Here is a 17176-nt window from a genome sequence, read left to right on the forward strand (position 1 = left end):
AGATTATTCAATCAGTGTGCCTTCCGACTCTCCGGTCACGATACGGGTCAACGCGCCAGAGCGGTTCATGTCGAAGACCCGGAGAGGCATGCCATGATCTCGCGCAAGGCATATAGCGGTCAGATCCATCACGCCCAGCTTTTTGTCCAGCACTTCGTCATAGGTGAGACGATCGTATTTTTCCGCAGTCGGATCCTTGTAGGGATCGGCGGAATAAACGCCATCAACCTTGGTTGCCTTCAGCACGGCATCCGCTTCAATTTCGATCCCCCGCAAACAAGCGGCTGAGTCGGTCGTAAAGAACGGGTTACCGGTGCCTGCACAGAAAATCACCACATCGCCGTCTTTCAGGTCGCGTACCGCCCGGCGGCGATCATAATGCTCAACAATACCACTCATAGGGATGGCGGACATAACCCGGGTACGGATATTGGATCGCTCCAGGGCGTCACGCATGGCCAGTCCATTCATGACCGTTGCCAGCATGCCCATATGGTCGCCGGTCACCCTGTCCATGCCAGCGGCGTTCAACGCCGCACCGCGGAACAGATTGCCGCCGCCAACGACCAGGCCGACCTGAACACCAATGCCAATGAGCGAACCAATATCCAATGCCATCCGATCAAGCACTTTTGGATCAATGCCAAAATCGTGCTCGCCCATCAAGGCTTCACCACTGAGTTTGAGCAGGACGCGTTTGTATCTGGGCTGGGTATTGGACGACTTCGGCATGAGGATCCCCTTCTATGTGTCTGGCTTGGTGCCTGGCAGGACAAGCTTCTCAGGCTTGTATCTGACATACTCCTCAATAAAAAGGGGTATCTCAGATACAAGCCCGCCACGAGAACCGGAAAATTCCGGCTAACGTGGCAGACTTGGAAGGTGCCCCGGACATCGCCCTGGCACCTGTCAGAAGGATCAGGACTTGCCGGTACCTGCCGCCGCAGCGACCTCTGCCGCAAAATCCACTTCTTCCTTCTCGATACCTTCACCGACTTCCAGGCGAACAAAGCTAACCAGCTCACCGCCGTTGTCCTTAATCAGCTGACCCACGCTTTGGTCAGGATTCTTGACGAACGGCTGCTCGACCAGGCTGTTCTCCGCCAGGAATTTCTTGATCCGGCCACCCATCATCTTTTCGACGATTTCAGCAGGCTTGCCTTCCATATCAGGCTGGGCCTTGATGACCGCTTTTTCTTTCTCAAGCTCGTCGGCCGGCATGTCTTCCGGCTTGCCAACCCGCGGGTTAACAGCGGCAACGTGCATGGCAACGTCCCGAGCAACTTCAGCGCTGCCTGCGGTGAGGGCCACAACAGACGCAATCTTGTTGGTGCTGTGAACGTAAGCACCCACAACCGGGCCTTCCACCCGTACGATACGACGAACGGTGATGTTCTCGCCGATCTTCTGAACCAGCGCTTCACGCTTGGCTTCCAGATCGCCTTCCATCAGTTCGGCAACGTCTGTTCTGCTGTTCTCAAACGCAACATTCAGAACGTCGTTGGCGAAATTCATGAAGTTGTCATCACGAGCAACAAAATCAGTCTCGGAGTTCACTTCCAGGATGTAAGCGACAGTGTTGTCGTCAGACACCTTGATCAGGGAAACACCTTCAGCAGCGGTACGACCCGCCTTCTTGGCAGCCTTCAGGCCGGAAGACTTACGCAGCTCTTCAATTGCGGCATCAACGCTTCCGCCAGCTTCCACCAATGCCTTTTTGCATTCCATCATGCCAAGGCCGGTGCGCTCACGAAGCTCTTTGACCATTGCAGCAGTAATTGCAGCCATGTTCATTCCTCTTAACTGTTCCGAATTCTGGACCGGTGTGCCCGGAGGTAAACCACGGGCACACCCTACAACCTGTTCGCGAAGGAACTATTACTCCGCAGCGGGAGCAGCACCTTCCGCGTCTTCGCTGACTTCTACAAACTCGTCAGCGCCGGCACCGGCAGACTGGGCCGCTTCGATGCAGGTTTCAGCAACGGCCTGCACGTAAATCTGGATCGCGCGGATGGCATCGTCGTTGCCCGGAATCACGTAATCAACGCCGTCAGGGTCGCTGTTGGTATCAACAACGCCGATCACAGGAATGCCCAGCTTGTTGGCTTCCTTGATGGCGATACGCTCGTGGTCAACATCGATCACGAACATGGCGTCCGGCAGGCCACCCATGTCCTTGATACCGCCGATTGAACGCTCAAGACGGTCCATTTCGCGGGTACGATCCAGAGCTTCTTTCTTGGTCAGCTTGTCGAACGTACCGTCCTGGCTCTGTGCTTCCAGGTCGCGATAGCGACGGATTGACTGGCGAATGGTCTTGTAGTTGGTCAGCATGCCGCCCAACCAGCGATGGTTCACGTATGGCTGACTGGAGCGCAGTGCTTCTTCCTTGATGATCTTGGCCGCCGCACGCTTGGTGCCAACGAACAGGATCTTGTTCTTGTTGCCCGCGAGGTTATGAACGAAGTTCAACGCATCGTTCATGGCAGGAACAGTCTGCTCAAGGTTGATGATATGAATCTTGTTGCGAGCGCCGAAGATGAACTTCGACATTTTCGGGTTCCAGTAACGAGTCTGGTGACCGAAGTGGGCGCCTGCTTTCAGCAGGTCACGCATATTTACCTGAGCCATGATATTTACCTTTTTAGCTTCGGGTTAGTCCTCCACACGTCCGATTGCCCCAACCTGGCTCCGTCGCCTTTATATAGAGACAACATGAGCAGGCACCCTGGGACAACGTGCCGACGTGTGTGCGAATTTGCCGGATTTGTTTCCAGCGGGCGCGTTTATACCATAAATCGCCCGCCGGATTCCATTAATTTGTGTCCCGGAAAGCACGGCAAAACCGCCTCTTCCTTGTACCGGGCAACACTCCCCCTTAAAATGCGTGTTTGATCCAAATCAACGGGAACCCCAATGCAGGTATCGATCAAGACTCCGGAAGAAATCGAGAAGATGCGTGTCGCTGGCCGCCTGGCGGCCGAAGTTCTTGAGATGATTGGCGAACACGTCAAACCGGGCGTAACAACCGAGAAGCTCGACAGTATTTGCCACGCTTATATGGTGGACGAGCAAAAGACCATTCCGGCGCCGCTGAACTACAAGGGTTTCCCGAAATCGGTATGCACCTCAGTGAATCATGTGGTCTGCCACGGCATCCCGAACGAGAAAAAGGTGCTGAAGGACGGTGACATCGTCAATATCGACGTCACGGTAATCAAAGACGGATGGCACGGTGATACCAGCAAGATGTTCATCGTCGGCAAGCCCAAGCCCGGCAGCGAACGCCTGATCCAGATCACCCAGGAGTGTCTGTATAAAGGCATTGAACTGGTAAAGCCTGGCGCCCGGCTGGGCGACATTGGTCACGTGATCCAGCAGCATGCTGAGAAGCATCGCTATTCTGTGGTACGGGACTATTGCGGCCACGGCATTGGAAAGGTGTTTCACGAAGACCCTCAGGTGATGCACTACGGCAAGCCCGGCACCGGGATGGAACTGCAGGAAGGCATGACCTTTACCATCGAACCGATGATTAACCAGGGAAAGTACCACACCAAGCTGCTGCCGGATGGCTGGACCGTGGTGACCAAGGATCATAAGCTCTCCGCGCAATGGGAGCACACTATCCTGGTGACATCGGACGGCTACGAAGTACTGACCAAGCGCACGGAAGAGTCATTCTAGGTGGACCTCAGCGAACTGGAATCCAGGATAAGCAACGACATCTCACCTGTTGTAGCAGCCCGGGAGCTGTTGAAGGAACGCTACAACGCAGACGCAGAAGCGTTCCGGCAGGGAGCTGATGTTCGCGCACTGGTCCATTCCCGGTCCGGAACCCTGGATACCGTTCTTGCCCTGATCTGGAACCGCTACGCCTTTGCCGCCTCTGCCGATATCTCTCTCGTTGCAGTCGGCGGCTATGGCCGGGGAGAGCTTCACCCTCACTCCGATATTGATCTGTTGATCCTCACCCGGAGCGGTATAGAAGAGAACTGGCAGGAAGACCTTGGCGCTTTCATAACACTCCTGTGGGACCTGAAGCTGGATATCGGCCACAGCGTCCGCAGCATCCAGGAAAGCATGGATGCCGCCAGAGAAGACGTCACGATCCTCACCAACCTGTTGGAAACCCGCACCATCGCCGGCCCGGATAACTTACGTGACGAACTCAGTCATCAGGTTTATTCAGACGCCATCAGCTCTGACCGCGATTACTTCATCGCCAAACGGGAAGAGCAAAAGCAGCGCCACGCGAAATACGGGGACACAGAATACAACCTTGAGCCCAATGTAAAAGGCTCTCCAGGCGCGCTGCGGGATATACAGACCATCGGCTGGATTACCAAGCGACATTTCGGCCTGCAGAATATCGCGGATCTGACACGCTTCAGCATCCTGACCGAAGAAGAGCACCGGATACTATTGCAGGGCGAAACCTTCCTGTGGCGACTTCGCTTCGGCCTGCAGCTGATTGCCGACCGCAACGAGAATCGCCTCCTGTTTGACCATCAACGGGCACTCGCCCAGATGTTGGGTTACAAGGATGAGGGCAAGCGGCTGGGCGTCGAGTTGATGATGCAGTCCTACTACCGCACCGTGCTGGCCCTGGCGGAGCTGACCGACGTTATTCTTCAGTACTACGACGAGGCCATCCTCGGCGCCGGAAGTGACGACGACATCCTGCCCCTGAACAAGCGCTTCCAGATTCGCAACTACTACATTGAAGCCGTCAACAATCAGGTCTTCGCCTACGCGCCCTATGCCATCATGGAAATATTCGTTCTGATGGCGCAGCATCCGGAGATCAAGGGCATCCGCGCCACCACCATCCGCTCACTGCGGGCGCACCGCCACCTGATTGACGACGCTTTCCGCTCGGATCTGGCCGTTACATCCCTGTTCATGGAACTGCTGCGGACGCCCCACGCCCTCGACCAGACCCTGTCGGCTATGAAGAAATACAACGTGCTGGGCCGCTACCTCCCCGAATTTGGCCAGATCATCGGCCAGATGCAGCACGACCTGTTCCACATCTACACCGTGGACGCCCACACCATGCGGGTGATCCGCAACATGGTGCGGCTGGACAGCGCCGACGCCCGCAATGAATACCCGTTGGCATCCCGACTGATTCACAGGCTACCAAAACTCGAAACCCTGTATATTGCGGGCCTCTATCATGATGTGGCCAAAGGCCGGGGTGGCGATCACTCAGAGCTGGGCGCAATTGATGTCGAGAGCTTCTGCGAACGCCATCACCTCAGCGAGCGGGACACCCAACTGGCCTCCTGGCTGGTGGAAAATCATTTGCTGATGTCGATGACCGCCCAGCGCAAGGACATCTCCGACCCGGACATCATTCACGGCTTTGCCCGCGCCGTGCCCAGCCAGGTGCACCTGGACTACCTTTACGTGCTGACGGTGTGCGATATCAGCGCCACCAACCCAAAGCTTTGGAACACCTGGCGCGCCTCGCTGTTGCGTCAGCTTTACATCGAGACCAAGCGGGCACTCAGACGCGGCTCGGAAACGCCGGTAGACCGTCAGGAATGGGTGCGCGCCACTCAGTCCGAGGCACGGGAGATTCTCCACGCCCAGAATATGACGGACGAACAGATCGACGGAATCTGGGAAACTCTGGACGAAGACTACTTCCTGCAGGATTCCACGGTAGACATTGCCTGGCAGACCGCTGCCATCATCCGCCATGGCGATGATCCCGACCCGCTGGTGCTGATTCGTGACACCCGGGGCGGCCCTACTGACGGCTACTCCCAGATCATCATTTATATGAGTGACCGTATTGACCTGTTCGCGGCCACCACGGCGGTGCTGGAACAACTTAACCTCAACATCGTCGATGCTCGCATCAGCTCAAGCGAAGGCCCCTTCTCCATCAGTTCCTACATTGTTCTGGACGAGAAAGGCAAACCCCTGGGCATTGACCCGGCCCGCAAGGATCGGGTTCGCATGCGCCTGATTGAGGAACTGGATGACCCGGAAGATTACCCTGACATCATCCACCGCCGCACTCCCAGACAGCTGAAGCACTTTGCCTTCCCCACGGAAGTGACCTTCTCCAATGACACCATCAACCAGCGCACGGTGATGGAAGTGATCACACCGGACCGCCCGGGGTTGCTGGCCCGCGTTGGACAGGTATTGTTGGAGCATCGCGTGCGGCTAACCAACGCCAAGATTGCGACGCTGGGTGAACGGGTGGAAGACGTATTCTTTGTAACCGACGAGCACGGCGAGCAGATCAGCGACCCCGCAGTCTGCCAGGCCCTGCAGCAGGATCTTTGCCAAATGCTGGATGACACCCAATGAACCCCGACCTGGACAGGCTACACCCCTACCCGTTCGAGAAATTGACCAAACTCAAGTCCGGCATCAGCGTTCCCAAGGACCTGACGTCGATTTCCCTGGGCATTGGTGAGCCCAAGCATCCGTCTCCGGAATTCGTCAAACAGGTGATCTCGGATAATCTGGACAAACTCGCCAATTACCCTACAACGAAAGGCACCGACGAACTGCGTCAGGCCATCGCGCGCTGGGCCACCCGCCGCTTTGAACTGACACCCGGATCACTGACGCCTGAGCACCATATCGTTCCGGTGAATGGCACTCGCGAAGGCATCTTCTCGCTGGTGCAATCGGTGGTGGAATCCAGCCAGAGCGCCACCGTGGTCAGCCCCAACCCGTTTTACCAGGTCTACGAAGGCGCCGCGTTCCTCGCTGGCGCAACACCCCATTACCTCGCCTGCGACGCAGACAGCCATTTCATACCGGACTTTGACAAGGTTTCGGAATCCGTATGGAAAGACTGCCAGGTCCTGTTCCTGTGCTCACCGGGCAACCCCAGCGGTTCGGTAATTCCCCGGGAGACGTTGGTGCGGGTCATCGAATTGGCGGACAGGCATGACTTCATCGTCGCGTCCGACGAATGCTATTCCGAGCTCTACCCCGACGAAGGCCAGCCGCCGGAAGGATTGCTGCAAACCTGTGCCGCTATTGGCCGCAACGATTTCGCCCGCTGTATCGTGTTCCACAGCCTGTCGAAGCGGAGCAACTTGCCGGGCCTGCGGTCCGGTTTCGTGGCCGGCGATGCCGATATCCTCAAAGGCTATCTCAAATACCGCACCTACCATGGCTGCGCCATGCCCATACACAACCAGCTGGCGAGCATTGCCGCCTGGAGCGATGAAGACCACGTGCAAGAGAACCGGGCGGCCTACCGCGCCAAGTTTGAGGCGGTGGTACCCATCCTGCGGGAAGTGATGAACGTGGACTTTCCCGATGCCGGGTTCTACCTCTGGCCGGAAACCCCGATGGACGACGAAACGTTCGCGCGGGAACTGTCGGCCCAGCAGAATGTGCACGTGCTCCCCGGGCGCTACCTCTCTCGCACTGTCGATGGCCATAATCCTGGCAAAAACCGGGTAAGAATGGCCCTGGTGGCGCCGGTTGAAGAATGCGTGGAAGCGGCCAAACGCATTGTGACTTTTGTAAAGGCAAACAGGACATGAAACTCTACGGCATCCGAAATTGCGACACCGTCAAGAAAGCCCGAAAATGGCTGGACGACGCCGGCATCGACTACGAATTCCACGACTTCAAGAAGGACGGGCTGGACACTGACCGGCTCAGCCAATGGGAGCAGGCGGCCGGCTGGGAGGTGTTACTGAACCGTCGCGGCACCACGTGGCGCAAACTTCCGGACGAGGTTCGTGATAATATTAGCGCCCAATCCGCCCACGACCTGATGCTCGACAATCCGTCCATCATCAAGCGGCCCGTGGTTGAGCACGGCAACACGGTCAGCGTCGGCTTTAGTGCCGATGAGTGGGCCGAACGATTCAAACACTGAGAACCAGGAGCACATCAATGAGTTTTGCATTCGGAATTGGTATCGGCACCCAGAACAATCAGGGCGAGTGGCTGGAAGTGTTTTACCAGCAGCCGGTCATCACCCCCGATAACGGCCTCATCGAAGTGGCTCAAAACGTTCTGGATTACCAGGGAGGCAATCAGGCGGTATCGGTGACGCCCGATCAGCTCAAGGCGCTCTCGGACGGATTACGACAGCTGGGCCAGATGGAACAATCCGCCCTGGCGGGCAAAGCTGCCGAGAGCCGGCGCCCGGTCGTGGTGACCCTACTGGACACCGACGACACTGCCTCCAGCACGCCAGAGGTCTACCTCAAGCTACACCTGATCTCCAGTCGCCAGGCCAGACCCCATGAGCTGAAACTGGACGGCATTTTCGGCCTGCTGCCAAACCTGGCCTGGACCAGCGAAGGCGCCATCGACCTTAACGAGCTGCCAGAGCGCCAGCTCAAGGCGCGCCTCGAAGGCCGCACCCTGGAAGTGAAGTCCGTCGACAAGTTCCCACAGATGACGGATTACGTGGTACCAAAAGGCGTGCGCATCGCCGACACTGCCCGTGTTCGCCTGGGCGCCTATGTGGGTGAAGGCACCACCGTGATGCATGAAGGCTTTATCAACTTCAATGCCGGCACCGAAGGCACCAGCATGATCGAAGGCCGCATCTCCGCCGGCGTGATGATCGGCCAGGGCTCGGACCTCGGCGGCGGCTGCTCCACCATGGGCACCCTGTCTGGCGGTGGCAACATCATCATTTCCGTTGGTGAGAACTGCCTGATCGGCGCCAATGCCGGAATCGGCATTCCCCTGGGTGACCGCTGCAAAGTCGAAGCGGGCCTGTACCTTACCGCCGGCACCAAGGTAGCCCTGCTGGACGACAACAACGAACTGGTTGAAGTCATCAAGGCACGGGATTTGGCCAACAAGCCGGATCTTCTGTTCCGCCGTAACAGCCAGACTGGCGCGGTTGAATGCAAGACCAACAAGTCCGCCATCGAGCTGAACGAAGAACTGCATGCAAACAACTAATTCCGCAGAGCTTTCCCCGACCCTCAAGCTCGCCGTTGACCTGATCCGCCGGCCATCCGTTACCCCGGACGACGCCGGCTGTCAGGAACTGATGATGTCGCGGCTCTCTGCCCTTGGCTTCAAGGGCGAGGCCCTGCGCTTTGGCGAAACCGACAACCTTTGGGCCCGCAAGGGTTCGGAAGGCCCCCTGCTGGCGTTTGCAGGCCATACAGATGTTGTGCCCACCGGTCCGGAGAAAAACTGGCGTCATCCGCCGTTCGAGGCGGTGATTGACGATGGCTTTCTTCATGGCCGGGGCGCAGCTGACATGAAAGGCAGCCTGGCGGCCTTTGTCACAGCCTGCGAGCGGTTTGTGACAAACCATCCCGATCATCGGGGCTCTATTGCCTTGCTGATCACCAGTGACGAGGAAGGTCCGGCCCAGGACGGCACCGTGAAAGTGGTGGAAACCCTGGAAGCCCGGAATGAAAAAATCGACTGGTGCCTGATTGGTGAACCGTCCAGCACCCGTGAGGTGGGCGATGTCATCAAGAACGGCCGCCGGGGCTCGCTCCATGGCTATCTCACAGTACAGGGCACACAGGGGCACGTGGCCTACCCGCACCTGGCGGAAAACCCGGTTCATACCGTTGCCCCGGCTCTGGACGCCCTCGCGAAGGAATTCTGGGACAATGGCAATGATTTCTTCCCGCCAACCACCTTCCAGATCACCAGGATCGAAGCTGGCACCGGGAGCAACATCATCCCCGGCGAGTGCCTGGTTCACTTCAATTTCCGCTACTGCACGGAAAACACAGCGGAAAGCCTGGAAGAAAGAGTGGTTGCCATTCTCGACCGCCACGAGTTGAAGTATGACCTGCAATGGCATCTGAGCGGCCGGCCATTCCTGACCGATAGTGGATCGTTGGTTTCGGCGGCACAAAGTGCCATCCGCTCCGTTACCGGCAGGGAAACCGAGCTGTCTACCTCGGGCGGTACGTCGGATGGACGCTTTATCGCTCCGACCGGCGCCCAGGTTCTGGAACTTGGCCCCATCAACGCCACCATCCACAAAGTCAATGAGTGCGTGAAAGCCGCAGACCTGGACACCCTGTCAGAGATTTACGAGCAGGTACTTGTGGAACTGCTGGCCTGATCAGTAGTGGGGAGGAGGCGTTTCGTCCTCCTCCTTTCTGATGTTCGATGACGACACTTCCTTGAGCTGAGTGTTCAGCTGCTTCTTCGCCTCCCAGAGTTCCCGGATATCCAGCTCCTGACGGGCCACCTGCTCGCTCAGGGTATGAATGATGTCGTCCTGGAATGCCAGACGCGTTTCCAGTTCGTCCAGCCGGGCTTGCAGATCTTTGTCGCTCATAAGGTTTTTGGTTCTCCGGGAAGGATTCCCATCAAGGTATTGTGTGATCAATTTGGTGTCGGCGGACACGCCGCTTGGTCAGCGCTCCCCGTTATCTGGTATCATCCCGCTTTTGCCCGCCGGGGAACCTGCAAGACCCGTTTATGTCCTGCTGGCCCCAGCGGTTTTCACCGCCGGAGACCCGATTTTACCCGATATCCGGCTCTTTATCGTTAGCGTTAGATGAATGGAGAAACTTCAGTCCATGCAAAACCCAGCAAAAGCGATCGTCCTTGCTCTCCTGGTCGCGATTCCGTCACCTTTTATCCTCGGTTTTCTGTTGGTGACTTTCACCCCGGAACTCTTCCAGATTCTGTCTCAGGCCGGCACTAGCGAGGAAGCAACCAGTACCACGTTTGTATTGGGCAGCGCCCAGGGCATCGCAGCCTATATTATTGCGGTTGTCCTTTTCGGCCTGGCAGGCTTCGTTACCGTCGCTCTGGCAGCCAAGAAACCCTCAGCCGTGAAGCAGCAAGCGCCTCGCGCCAGCACGGCACCTCGCCAGCCGGCCCCGCGCAAGCAGCAATCCCAACCGGATTACGAGGATGACGATGACTACGACGACAGCACCCCTGAAGGCAATGAGGAAGGCACCGTCAAGTGGTTCAACGTCAAGAAAGGCTTCGGGTTTATCGTTCGCGATAGCGGCGATGAAGTCTTTGTACACTTCCGCGCCATTCGTGGCCGTGGCCGCCGGGTATTGCGCCAGGGCCAACTGGTCCGGTTCAGCGTTGTCGAAGCGGACAAGGGCCTTCAGGCGGACAACGTGTCCATTCTGAGCGACTGATCCACGAGAACGTGCATCACAAAAAAGGGGGCAGCCAACCGGCTGCCCCCTTTTTTATTGCTGTGAAAAACTCAGTTCCAGACCGCCAGTTGCTCTCCGCGCTGATCCAGCCGCCACCATTTCTCATCCTCCACGGGCTCCCCTTCTTTCCAGTCACCGGGGCTGCAGCGAATCTCGGTATCCATGGCGCGCCAGGCACTCCGGGCGCAATCGAGGTCGGACACCCAGGGCAGATCCTCACCCTCCAGGATCACAGAGGTGTATCGCTTGCCACCTGCACCGGGGTACAGATTAACGCGGACTCTATGCGCCCGATAATGAGCTGATCCTTTCACCGCCCTGTCACCCAGCGCGTCATCCCTAAGCTCAATGTCGTCCAGATGACTGGCAAGCCAGCTCGATACCGCTGACGACTCCAGGTCACGAATGTAGATTTCGAGATCCCGCACCTTCTGTTTCTCCTGCCGGTTGATCACAATGGACCACATAGTGAACCGGCCCGGGGCGGGCTGCAACCCAGCGTTCGAGTTCATGGCGAAGGTCATCGATTTTCAGGGTCCTGAGCGTACCCTCTGCTTTTCGCTCATGCCACGCCACCTCCGCCGCCGCACGCTCAACGGCCAGGCTTTCAAGGGATCGCTCCAGTGCCTCTGTCGGTTGTTGCCTGGCCATTGCCACCAGTGACTGTCGCCGCAGCGTATCGGTCCTGCCAGCGAGCGCCATACCCTCAATAGGGCCTCGTTCGGCAAACAGGTTCAATCGGGCGGCTGCGCGCTCCACCCACTGGATCATACCGCCAGGAGACCCGACCAGCCGACTCCGGCTTGAGGCGGCATAGCGGATAAGCGCCTGGGACAACTCTATGTTCCAGCGCTTTTCAATCGCTGGTTGATGAGCCGTCAGGATGGCAACCTTCTGGCCGGTACTCGTGCCGGGCATGTCAAAGATATCAAAATCCCGCCCCAGGCAACGCTCCAATTGCCCAACGGCAGCCTCTGCTTCCGGTGAGTCTGGCCCCAGCATGACCACGGGGCCCGGATATCCGGTAACCAGACTGCGGGCCACGCTGAGCTCGGGCGCCATCATTGCAGCCAGGTCCACCGGAGAAACGTTATCCAGAACCAGCGCGGGATAATCCTTGCAGTCGATGCCTTTGGACGGAATGGCGGGATTCTCGCTGGCCATGATTTCCGCCTCATTGCGAAGGTCCAACCTTATAAAACCACAATACAGGAACGGCAATAGTGCCTGTAGCCAACTGGTTTTACCGGTACCCCTTGCCCCTCTCACCCACACCAGCGCTCTTGGAACCGAGACCAGGGTAATCGATACATCTTCCGCCAGCTCCAGCCAGTCCAGGTCGGTAATCACAACGGGCGTATCGCCTTTGTCGGAGGTTTCGGCGACTTGCTGCTGTTCGTCCGCAGCGGGCCACCGGTCGACCAGTTCCAACACCGCAACGTAGGCTTTCTCCTGCAGGCGTTCGGCGTTACGAGTCAGCACCGACAACAGGATGGGCCAGTCCAGCCAGGGGGCATTGCTCAGTTCGCGGGCAGAAGAAAACCAGTACATGAGCTGTGAGGACAACTGGCCCTCTCCGCCCACTTCGGTCACGATGGGTTGCTCACATTGGATGGTGCGGGTCAGTTCGTCAAGATCAACACCGCGGCTGCGCAGGAATCCGCAGATGGCAGGTTCACCATCCAGCAGCGCCAACAGGAAATCCTCAACGGTGATGGCATAACCACCTCGCTGGGCAACGCTGTCACGTGCCCGTTGCAGTGCGGTTTGACAGAGGGGGCTCAGGCATCCTTGCCAGTCTTCCATTCACTTCTCCTTGTGTTGTCGGGCATCATCCTGATGCCGTTTCATGTAGATCGATCAGACCCGGTTGTAGGTGTCCTCGAAACGCACAATGTCGTCTTCACCCAGGTAGCTACCCGTCTGCACTTCAATCAGTTCCAGGGGAATAACGCCAGGGTTGGTCAGCCGATGGGTCACACCCAACGGAATGTAGGTGGACTGGTCCTCGGTCAGCAACAACACATCGTCGCCGCGGTTGACCGTGGCCGTTCCCTTCACCACCACCCAGTGCTCGGCACGATGATGATGTTTCTGCAGTGACAGCGACGCGCCCGGCTTAACCGTAATGCGCTTGACCTGGAAACGTTCCCCCATGGCGATACCTTCATAGGTACCCCAGGGGCGGTGGACCTTCTTATGGAAGCGGTGTTCATGGCGGCCCTGAGCCTTGACCTGGGCAACCAGCTTCTTCACATCCTGAACCCGACCACGATCGGCCACCAATACCACATCATCCGTTTCAACGATGACGTGATCCGTAATACCCAGCGCCGCAATCAGACGGCCCTCTGAGTGAATGTAGGAGCCGGAAACGTCTTCGGTAATCACATCTCCCCGGCACACGTTGTTGTTCTCATCGTGGGGCTGGATATCCCAAAGCGCGGACCAGGAGCCCACATCCGACCACCCGGCATCCAGGGGCACCACCACCGCATCGTGAGTCTTTTCCATCACCGCATAGTCGATGGAATCGTCCGGGCAAGCCCTGAAGTTCTCGGCACCCACGCGAGTGAAATCCATGTCAGCGTTGCGCTCCTTCCAGGCAGCTCGGCAGGCTTTCATCATCTCGGGCTGCTGGCTTTCCAGTTCTTCAAGGTAGCGATCAGCGCGAAACAGGAACATGCCGCTGTTCCAGAAATAATCACCCTCTTTCAGATACTGGCGGGCGGTGTCTTCGTCCGGTTTTTCCACAAAGGCCGCTACATCGTTGTACCCTTCGTGGGCCGCGCCGGCCTTGATGTAGCCGTAACCTGTGTGAGGCGCGCTGGGCACAATACCGAAGGTAACCAGTTTGCCGGAACGGGCGGCTTCAGCGCCCTGACTCACCGCCTGGCGGAAAACATCCTGATTCTTCAATACGTGGTCCGAAGGCATCACCAGAAGCAGCTCTTCCGGGTTTTCTTCAGCAGCCGCGAGGGCCGCGAGGGCAATGGCCGGGGCCGTATTGCGACCGACCGGCTCGAGGATGATCCCGGCGGTACGCTCCGGTGCCTGAGCCTGCAAATGGGCCGCGACCACAAACCGGTGCTCTTCATTGGTGATGGCCAACACCCGGGCTTTGTCATCCAGTGCCAGGCCACGATCGATCGTTTCCGCCAGCAGGGAATCGTCAGACACCACCGGCAGAAACTGCTTGGGATAGGCTTCACGGGACAACGGCCAGAGACGGGTGCCGGAACCACCAGAAAGAATCACTGCGAGCATGGGTCGTCCTTGTCTTGAATTTTCGCGAATTTTACCCCAAAAACCGCCAACCTGTCCTGCCAGTGACGATTAAACCGGTTCTAACGTGCAAACCTTCACACCTTCTTACCAGGCGCCGGCTTACCAGGTGCCGGTGTTTTCCATACTGGCCCAGGGCTCCTTCGCCGGTAGTGACTCGCCCTTCTGGAGCAGTTCAATGGAGATGCCGTCCGGCGACCGGATAAACGCCATGCGGCCGTCGCGCGGGGGTCGATTGATGGTAACGCCGTTGGCCTGAAGGTGACTACATAATGCATAGATGTCGTCCACCCGATACGCCAGATGCCCGAAATTGCGACCACCAGTGTATTCTTCCGGGTCCCAGTTATAGGTGAGTTCTATCATCGGAGCCCGCTCTTCCCTGGCCCGCGCCTCATCCTCGGCAGCCGCAAGGAAAACCAACGTAAAGCGCCCCTTTTCACTGCTCTTGCGACTGATTTCCACCATGCCCAGTAGCTCGCAGAAAAAGTGCAGGGTTTTTTCCAGGTTGCTGACCCGGATCATTGTGTGAAGGTACTGCATATCGCCTCTCCTGATACGTTGCCCCGAGGCCTATGACGGGGACTGATCAAATCAATGGTTTAGGGTATCCTGCCAGAATGAACCGACGCCCTGAAACCACAGCCCATCTCCAATACCGAGTTCCAGCCGTGCGCCACTTGGCGTGGATGTGTCATGCTCCCCAGCTTATCAGTTCTCCCATGGGTTTTGCCCCGGAAACTTACCTGCCGGATGATGCTGAAGAGCGCCTGAAGGTATGGGACAGTGCGCCCGAACTTGGCCCGGAGGTACTCACGGAACCACCGGCGCGACGGCTTGGGCACTATTTCGAGCGCCTGTACGAATGCCTGATGCAGGACCTCCTGGGCTGGGAGGTTATGCTCAAGAACCAGCCGGTCCGCAGCAACGGCATTACACTGGGCGAACTCGATTTCCTGGTCCGCAACCCTGCCGATAACGTGGTCGAACACCACGAAATTGCCGTGAAGTTTTACCTCGGCCATCAGGATGACGGTCAGGCGAGGCCACTCTGGTACGGGCCTAATACTCGGGACCGTCTGGATCTCAAAACCCAACGTCTGACCGACCACCAGAGCCAACTCACAGCAAGACCCGAGACCCGCAACCTTCTGGCGTCTCTGGACATCCAAACACCCGTTCGTCCACGAATTTTCATGCCGGGGTATCTGTTCTATCCCCTGGATACGCCCCTATCGCCACCGGAGTGCATCCCGGTGGGACACCTGCGTGGTGACTGGCTCTATATCAGCGATCTGGACGAAATGAATGCGACGGGAAACCTAACGGCCGCCGACGGGAAACGATGGATTCCGCTGGTTAAACCTCACTGGCTCGGCCCCTGGCGCCAACAAGAGACCCCCGATCCACAGAGCACCGAAGACGCATTGGCCGTCGTTCGATCGGCCGGTGTCCCCCGCCTGTTTGCAGTGCTGGAGCGGTCGCCAGAGGACGGTTACTGGAGTGAGACCTCCCGGGTGTTTGTGGTTCCGAGTACCTGGCCTGGAGTGCCTGATCAGCGCTGAACTGCCGTTGGCTATATCGTCTCCAGTTCCACACGATTCCTGCCGCCCTCCTTGCTGCGATAGAGTGCTCGATCCGCACGACTGATGGCGGAATTCAGATTGTCGCCCGGGCGCAACTCACTGACGCCTGCACTGATGGTCAGATCGATGGATTCGCCGGTCGTCGCCAGCCAGTCATGGGCCAGAAGCGCCTTGCGCATACGCTCCGCACTGGCCTGGGCGCTATCCAGGCCAGTATCTGGAAGCACCGCGAGAAACTCCTCACCACCCCAGCGGGAGATCAAGTCCTGAGTACGCAACTGGGCCTTGATAAGGTTGGCGACTTCAATCAATACCCGATCACCAACCTCATGTCCGTGCCGGTCATTGATGGCCTTGAAGTGATCAATATCAAGCACCAGGAACGCAACCGGGCGCCCTGTCCTCTGGAAGCGCGCCAGTTCCTTTTCCGCAAGCTCGGTCATTTGGCGCCGGTTGAATAGGGCGGTCAAAGAATCGGTTGTCGCCATCCGCCGCAGTTTTCGGTTTGCCGTGGTCACCATGGTGAGGTAGAAAAACGACAGGTAACTGAACATGGCGAACACCACACTCAGGTTAAACAGATAAACCGCGAGCAAGGCGCCAGGGGCAATGGGCTGTAGCGGCTCGATAACCCACATCACCAGATAAAGAGTGATGTAATAGCTCCACAGCGCCACCAGAAAGATCACCGCCGTTCGCAACGCCATGCTAACGAACAGCGCCGGAATGAACATCAGCAGGAAATAGTGAAAGCCGCTCTCCCAGCCGATAAGCAAAACGCCCAACCCAGCGTGGATAATCACTTCCGCCCAGATCAAGCTCATGGCCAAGCCATTCTGCTTCCTGGCCAATGCCCGGTAGGCCACCACGTACATGGTGACGCTTACCACGTTCACCCACGCCAATATCGGTGAACCAAGAAGATGGAAAAGAAAGAAGAACGCCACATCAACCGTGGCGGCGATCTGGCAACAGCGCTTGGCCACCTGCCAGAATTGCGGACGACGCTCCCTGATGGGTTCCCTGGCAGACATGGATTTGGGCCGACTCATAAACAGTGATTTCCAAAACGGTTATCTTCAGGTTACCCCGAAAATTACCAGCCTGCTCACCACAAACGTTAAATACTGAAAATCTTTGAAACACCCGTACGAAGCGTAAAGCTCATGCAACCAGAGCCCTGTT

At 57.6% G+C, this 17176-nt stretch carries 17 protein-coding genes; 8 read left to right on the forward strand and 9 right to left on the reverse strand.

Annotated features, from left to right (window positions below; translation table 11 throughout):
- Window positions 1-3: 3 nt before the first annotated feature.
- The 3 genes from pyrH to rpsB all read right to left on the reverse strand — a co-directional run bounded on the left by pyrH (window position 4) and on the right by rpsB (window position 2631).
- Window positions 4-732, reverse strand: coding sequence for a UMP kinase (gene pyrH, locus JJO78_RS04890; RefSeq protein ID WP_007151790.1), 729 nt, complete (start codon window positions 730-732; stop codon window positions 4-6).
- Between the two features lie 186 nt (window positions 733-918).
- Window positions 919-1788 (reverse strand): translation elongation factor Ts, encoded by an 870-nt coding sequence (tsf, locus tag JJO78_RS04895; protein WP_036206125.1) that lies wholly within the window; start codon window positions 1786-1788, stop codon window positions 919-921.
- 90 nt (window positions 1789-1878) lie between these two features.
- Window positions 1879-2631: a 30S ribosomal protein S2 gene (gene rpsB, locus JJO78_RS04900; RefSeq protein WP_036206122.1), complete on the reverse strand. Its 753-nt coding sequence runs from the start codon at window positions 2629-2631 to the stop codon at window positions 1879-1881.
- A 285-nt stretch (window positions 2632-2916) separates the two neighbouring features.
- Between rpsB and map the strand changes: the two genes are divergently transcribed.
- The 6 genes from map to dapE are packed head-to-tail and all read left to right on the forward strand — an operon-like array spanning window position 2917 to window position 10054.
- Entirely contained in the window at window positions 2917-3687 is a 771-nt protein-coding gene (gene map, locus JJO78_RS04905) for a type I methionyl aminopeptidase (protein ID WP_041335145.1), read from the forward strand.
- On the forward strand, window positions 3688-6333 hold the full coding sequence (locus tag JJO78_RS04910) for a [protein-PII] uridylyltransferase (protein ID WP_269400118.1): 2646 nt from the start codon (window positions 3688-3690) through the stop codon (window positions 6331-6333).
- Entirely contained in the window at window positions 6330-7532 is a 1203-nt protein-coding gene (gene dapC, locus JJO78_RS04915; protein WP_269400117.1) for a succinyldiaminopimelate transaminase, read from the forward strand. Before JJO78_RS04910 ends, dapC begins: the two co-directional genes overlap by 4 nt.
- Window positions 7529-7873 carry an ArsC family reductase gene (locus JJO78_RS04920; RefSeq protein ID WP_036206111.1) on the forward strand — a complete coding sequence of 115 codons (345 nt, stop codon included), beginning with the start codon at window positions 7529-7531 and terminating at the stop codon, window positions 7871-7873. Before dapC ends, JJO78_RS04920 begins: the two co-directional genes overlap by 4 nt.
- Before the next feature lie 17 nt (window positions 7874-7890).
- Complete coding sequence (gene dapD, locus JJO78_RS04925; RefSeq protein ID WP_075194515.1) at window positions 7891-8919, forward strand: 2,3,4,5-tetrahydropyridine-2,6-dicarboxylate N-succinyltransferase; 1029 nt, start codon at window positions 7891-7893, stop codon at window positions 8917-8919.
- Window positions 8906-10054: a succinyl-diaminopimelate desuccinylase gene (gene dapE, locus JJO78_RS04930; RefSeq protein ID WP_151981785.1), complete on the forward strand. Its 1149-nt coding sequence runs from the start codon at window positions 8906-8908 to the stop codon at window positions 10052-10054. The genes dapD and dapE overlap by 14 nt, the downstream gene beginning before the upstream one ends.
- Here dapE and JJO78_RS04935 read toward each other — a convergent pair whose 3' ends face one another.
- Window positions 10055-10273, reverse strand: coding sequence for a SlyX family protein (locus JJO78_RS04935; RefSeq protein WP_007151799.1), 219 nt, complete (start codon window positions 10271-10273; stop codon window positions 10055-10057). It abuts the gene before it with no gap.
- A 244-nt stretch (window positions 10274-10517) separates the two neighbouring features.
- On the opposite strand from JJO78_RS04935, the gene JJO78_RS04940 reads away from it, so the two are divergent.
- A complete protein-coding gene (locus JJO78_RS04940) occupies window positions 10518-11099 on the forward strand; it encodes a cold shock domain-containing protein (RefSeq protein WP_036206100.1) in 582 nt (193 codons plus the stop codon).
- Between the two features lie 71 nt (window positions 11100-11170).
- Here the strand turns inward: JJO78_RS04940 and JJO78_RS04945 are convergent, their stop codons facing one another.
- The 4 genes from JJO78_RS04945 to JJO78_RS04960 all read right to left on the reverse strand — a co-directional run bounded on the left by JJO78_RS04945 (window position 11171) and on the right by JJO78_RS04960 (window position 14948).
- A complete protein-coding gene (locus JJO78_RS04945; protein WP_136634016.1) occupies window positions 11171-11548 on the reverse strand; it encodes a hypothetical protein in 378 nt (125 codons plus the stop codon).
- On the reverse strand, window positions 11520-12926 hold the full coding sequence (locus tag JJO78_RS04950) for a hypothetical protein (RefSeq protein WP_136634015.1): 1407 nt from the start codon (window positions 12924-12926) through the stop codon (window positions 11520-11522). The genes JJO78_RS04945 and JJO78_RS04950 overlap by 29 nt, the downstream gene beginning before the upstream one ends.
- Window positions 12927-12980: 54 nt before the next feature.
- Window positions 12981-14387 (reverse strand): mannose-1-phosphate guanylyltransferase/mannose-6-phosphate isomerase, encoded by a 1407-nt coding sequence (locus JJO78_RS04955; protein ID WP_075194511.1) that lies wholly within the window; start codon window positions 14385-14387, stop codon window positions 12981-12983.
- A 120-nt stretch (window positions 14388-14507) separates the two neighbouring features.
- Window positions 14508-14948, reverse strand: a complete 441-nt coding sequence (locus tag JJO78_RS04960; protein ID WP_075194510.1) for a VOC family protein — start codon at window positions 14946-14948, stop codon at window positions 14508-14510.
- Window positions 14949-15025: 77 nt separating this feature from the next.
- On the opposite strand from JJO78_RS04960, the gene JJO78_RS04965 reads away from it, so the two are divergent.
- Window positions 15026-15970 (forward strand): DUF1853 family protein, encoded by a 945-nt coding sequence (locus JJO78_RS04965; protein ID WP_273623016.1) that lies wholly within the window; start codon window positions 15026-15028, stop codon window positions 15968-15970.
- 11 nt (window positions 15971-15981) lie between these two features.
- Here JJO78_RS04965 and JJO78_RS04970 read toward each other — a convergent pair whose 3' ends face one another.
- Window positions 15982-17043, reverse strand: coding sequence for a GGDEF domain-containing protein (locus tag JJO78_RS04970; RefSeq protein ID WP_226909896.1), 1062 nt, complete (start codon window positions 17041-17043; stop codon window positions 15982-15984).
- Between the last annotated feature and the right edge of the window lie 133 nt (window positions 17044-17176).

It is taken from the genome of Marinobacter sp. DS40M6, from assembly GCF_028581595.1.
Taxonomy (GTDB): domain Bacteria; phylum Pseudomonadota; class Gammaproteobacteria; order Pseudomonadales; family Oleiphilaceae; genus Marinobacter; species Marinobacter salarius.

What these genes read in the sequence shown, in the direction of transcription:
- dapC (WP_269400117.1), top strand. Translation starts at nt 6,330, where the DNA reads ATGAACCCCGACCTGGACAGGCTACACCCCTACCCGTTCGAGAAATTG.
- JJO78_RS04970 (WP_226909896.1), bottom strand. Translation starts at nt 17,043, where the DNA reads ATGAGTCGGCCCAAATCCATGTCTGCCAGGGAACCCATCAGGGAGCGT.
- rpsB (WP_036206122.1), bottom strand. Translation starts at nt 2,631, where the DNA reads ATGGCTCAGGTAAATATGCGTGACCTGCTGAAAGCAGGCGCCCACTTC.
- JJO78_RS04965 (WP_273623016.1), top strand. Translation starts at nt 15,026, where the DNA reads ATGAACCGACGCCCTGAAACCACAGCCCATCTCCAATACCGAGTTCCA.
- JJO78_RS04940 (WP_036206100.1), top strand. Translation starts at nt 10,518, where the DNA reads ATGCAAAACCCAGCAAAAGCGATCGTCCTTGCTCTCCTGGTCGCGATT.
- JJO78_RS04960 (WP_075194510.1), bottom strand. Translation starts at nt 14,948, where the DNA reads ATGCAGTACCTTCACACAATGATCCGGGTCAGCAACCTGGAAAAAACC.
- JJO78_RS04950 (WP_136634015.1), bottom strand. Translation starts at nt 12,926, where the DNA reads ATGGAAGACTGGCAAGGATGCCTGAGCCCCCTCTGTCAAACCGCACTG.
- map (WP_041335145.1), top strand. Translation starts at nt 2,917, where the DNA reads ATGCAGGTATCGATCAAGACTCCGGAAGAAATCGAGAAGATGCGTGTC.
- tsf (WP_036206125.1), bottom strand. Translation starts at nt 1,788, where the DNA reads ATGGCTGCAATTACTGCTGCAATGGTCAAAGAGCTTCGTGAGCGCACC.
- dapE (WP_151981785.1), top strand. Translation starts at nt 8,906, where the DNA reads ATGCAAACAACTAATTCCGCAGAGCTTTCCCCGACCCTCAAGCTCGCC.
- JJO78_RS04935 (WP_007151799.1), bottom strand. Translation starts at nt 10,273, where the DNA reads ATGAGCGACAAAGATCTGCAAGCCCGGCTGGACGAACTGGAAACGCGT.
- pyrH (WP_007151790.1), bottom strand. Translation starts at nt 732, where the DNA reads ATGCCGAAGTCGTCCAATACCCAGCCCAGATACAAACGCGTCCTGCTC.
- JJO78_RS04920 (WP_036206111.1), top strand. Translation starts at nt 7,529, where the DNA reads ATGAAACTCTACGGCATCCGAAATTGCGACACCGTCAAGAAAGCCCGA.
- JJO78_RS04955 (WP_075194511.1), bottom strand. Translation starts at nt 14,387, where the DNA reads ATGCTCGCAGTGATTCTTTCTGGTGGTTCCGGCACCCGTCTCTGGCCG.
- dapD (WP_075194515.1), top strand. Translation starts at nt 7,891, where the DNA reads ATGAGTTTTGCATTCGGAATTGGTATCGGCACCCAGAACAATCAGGGC.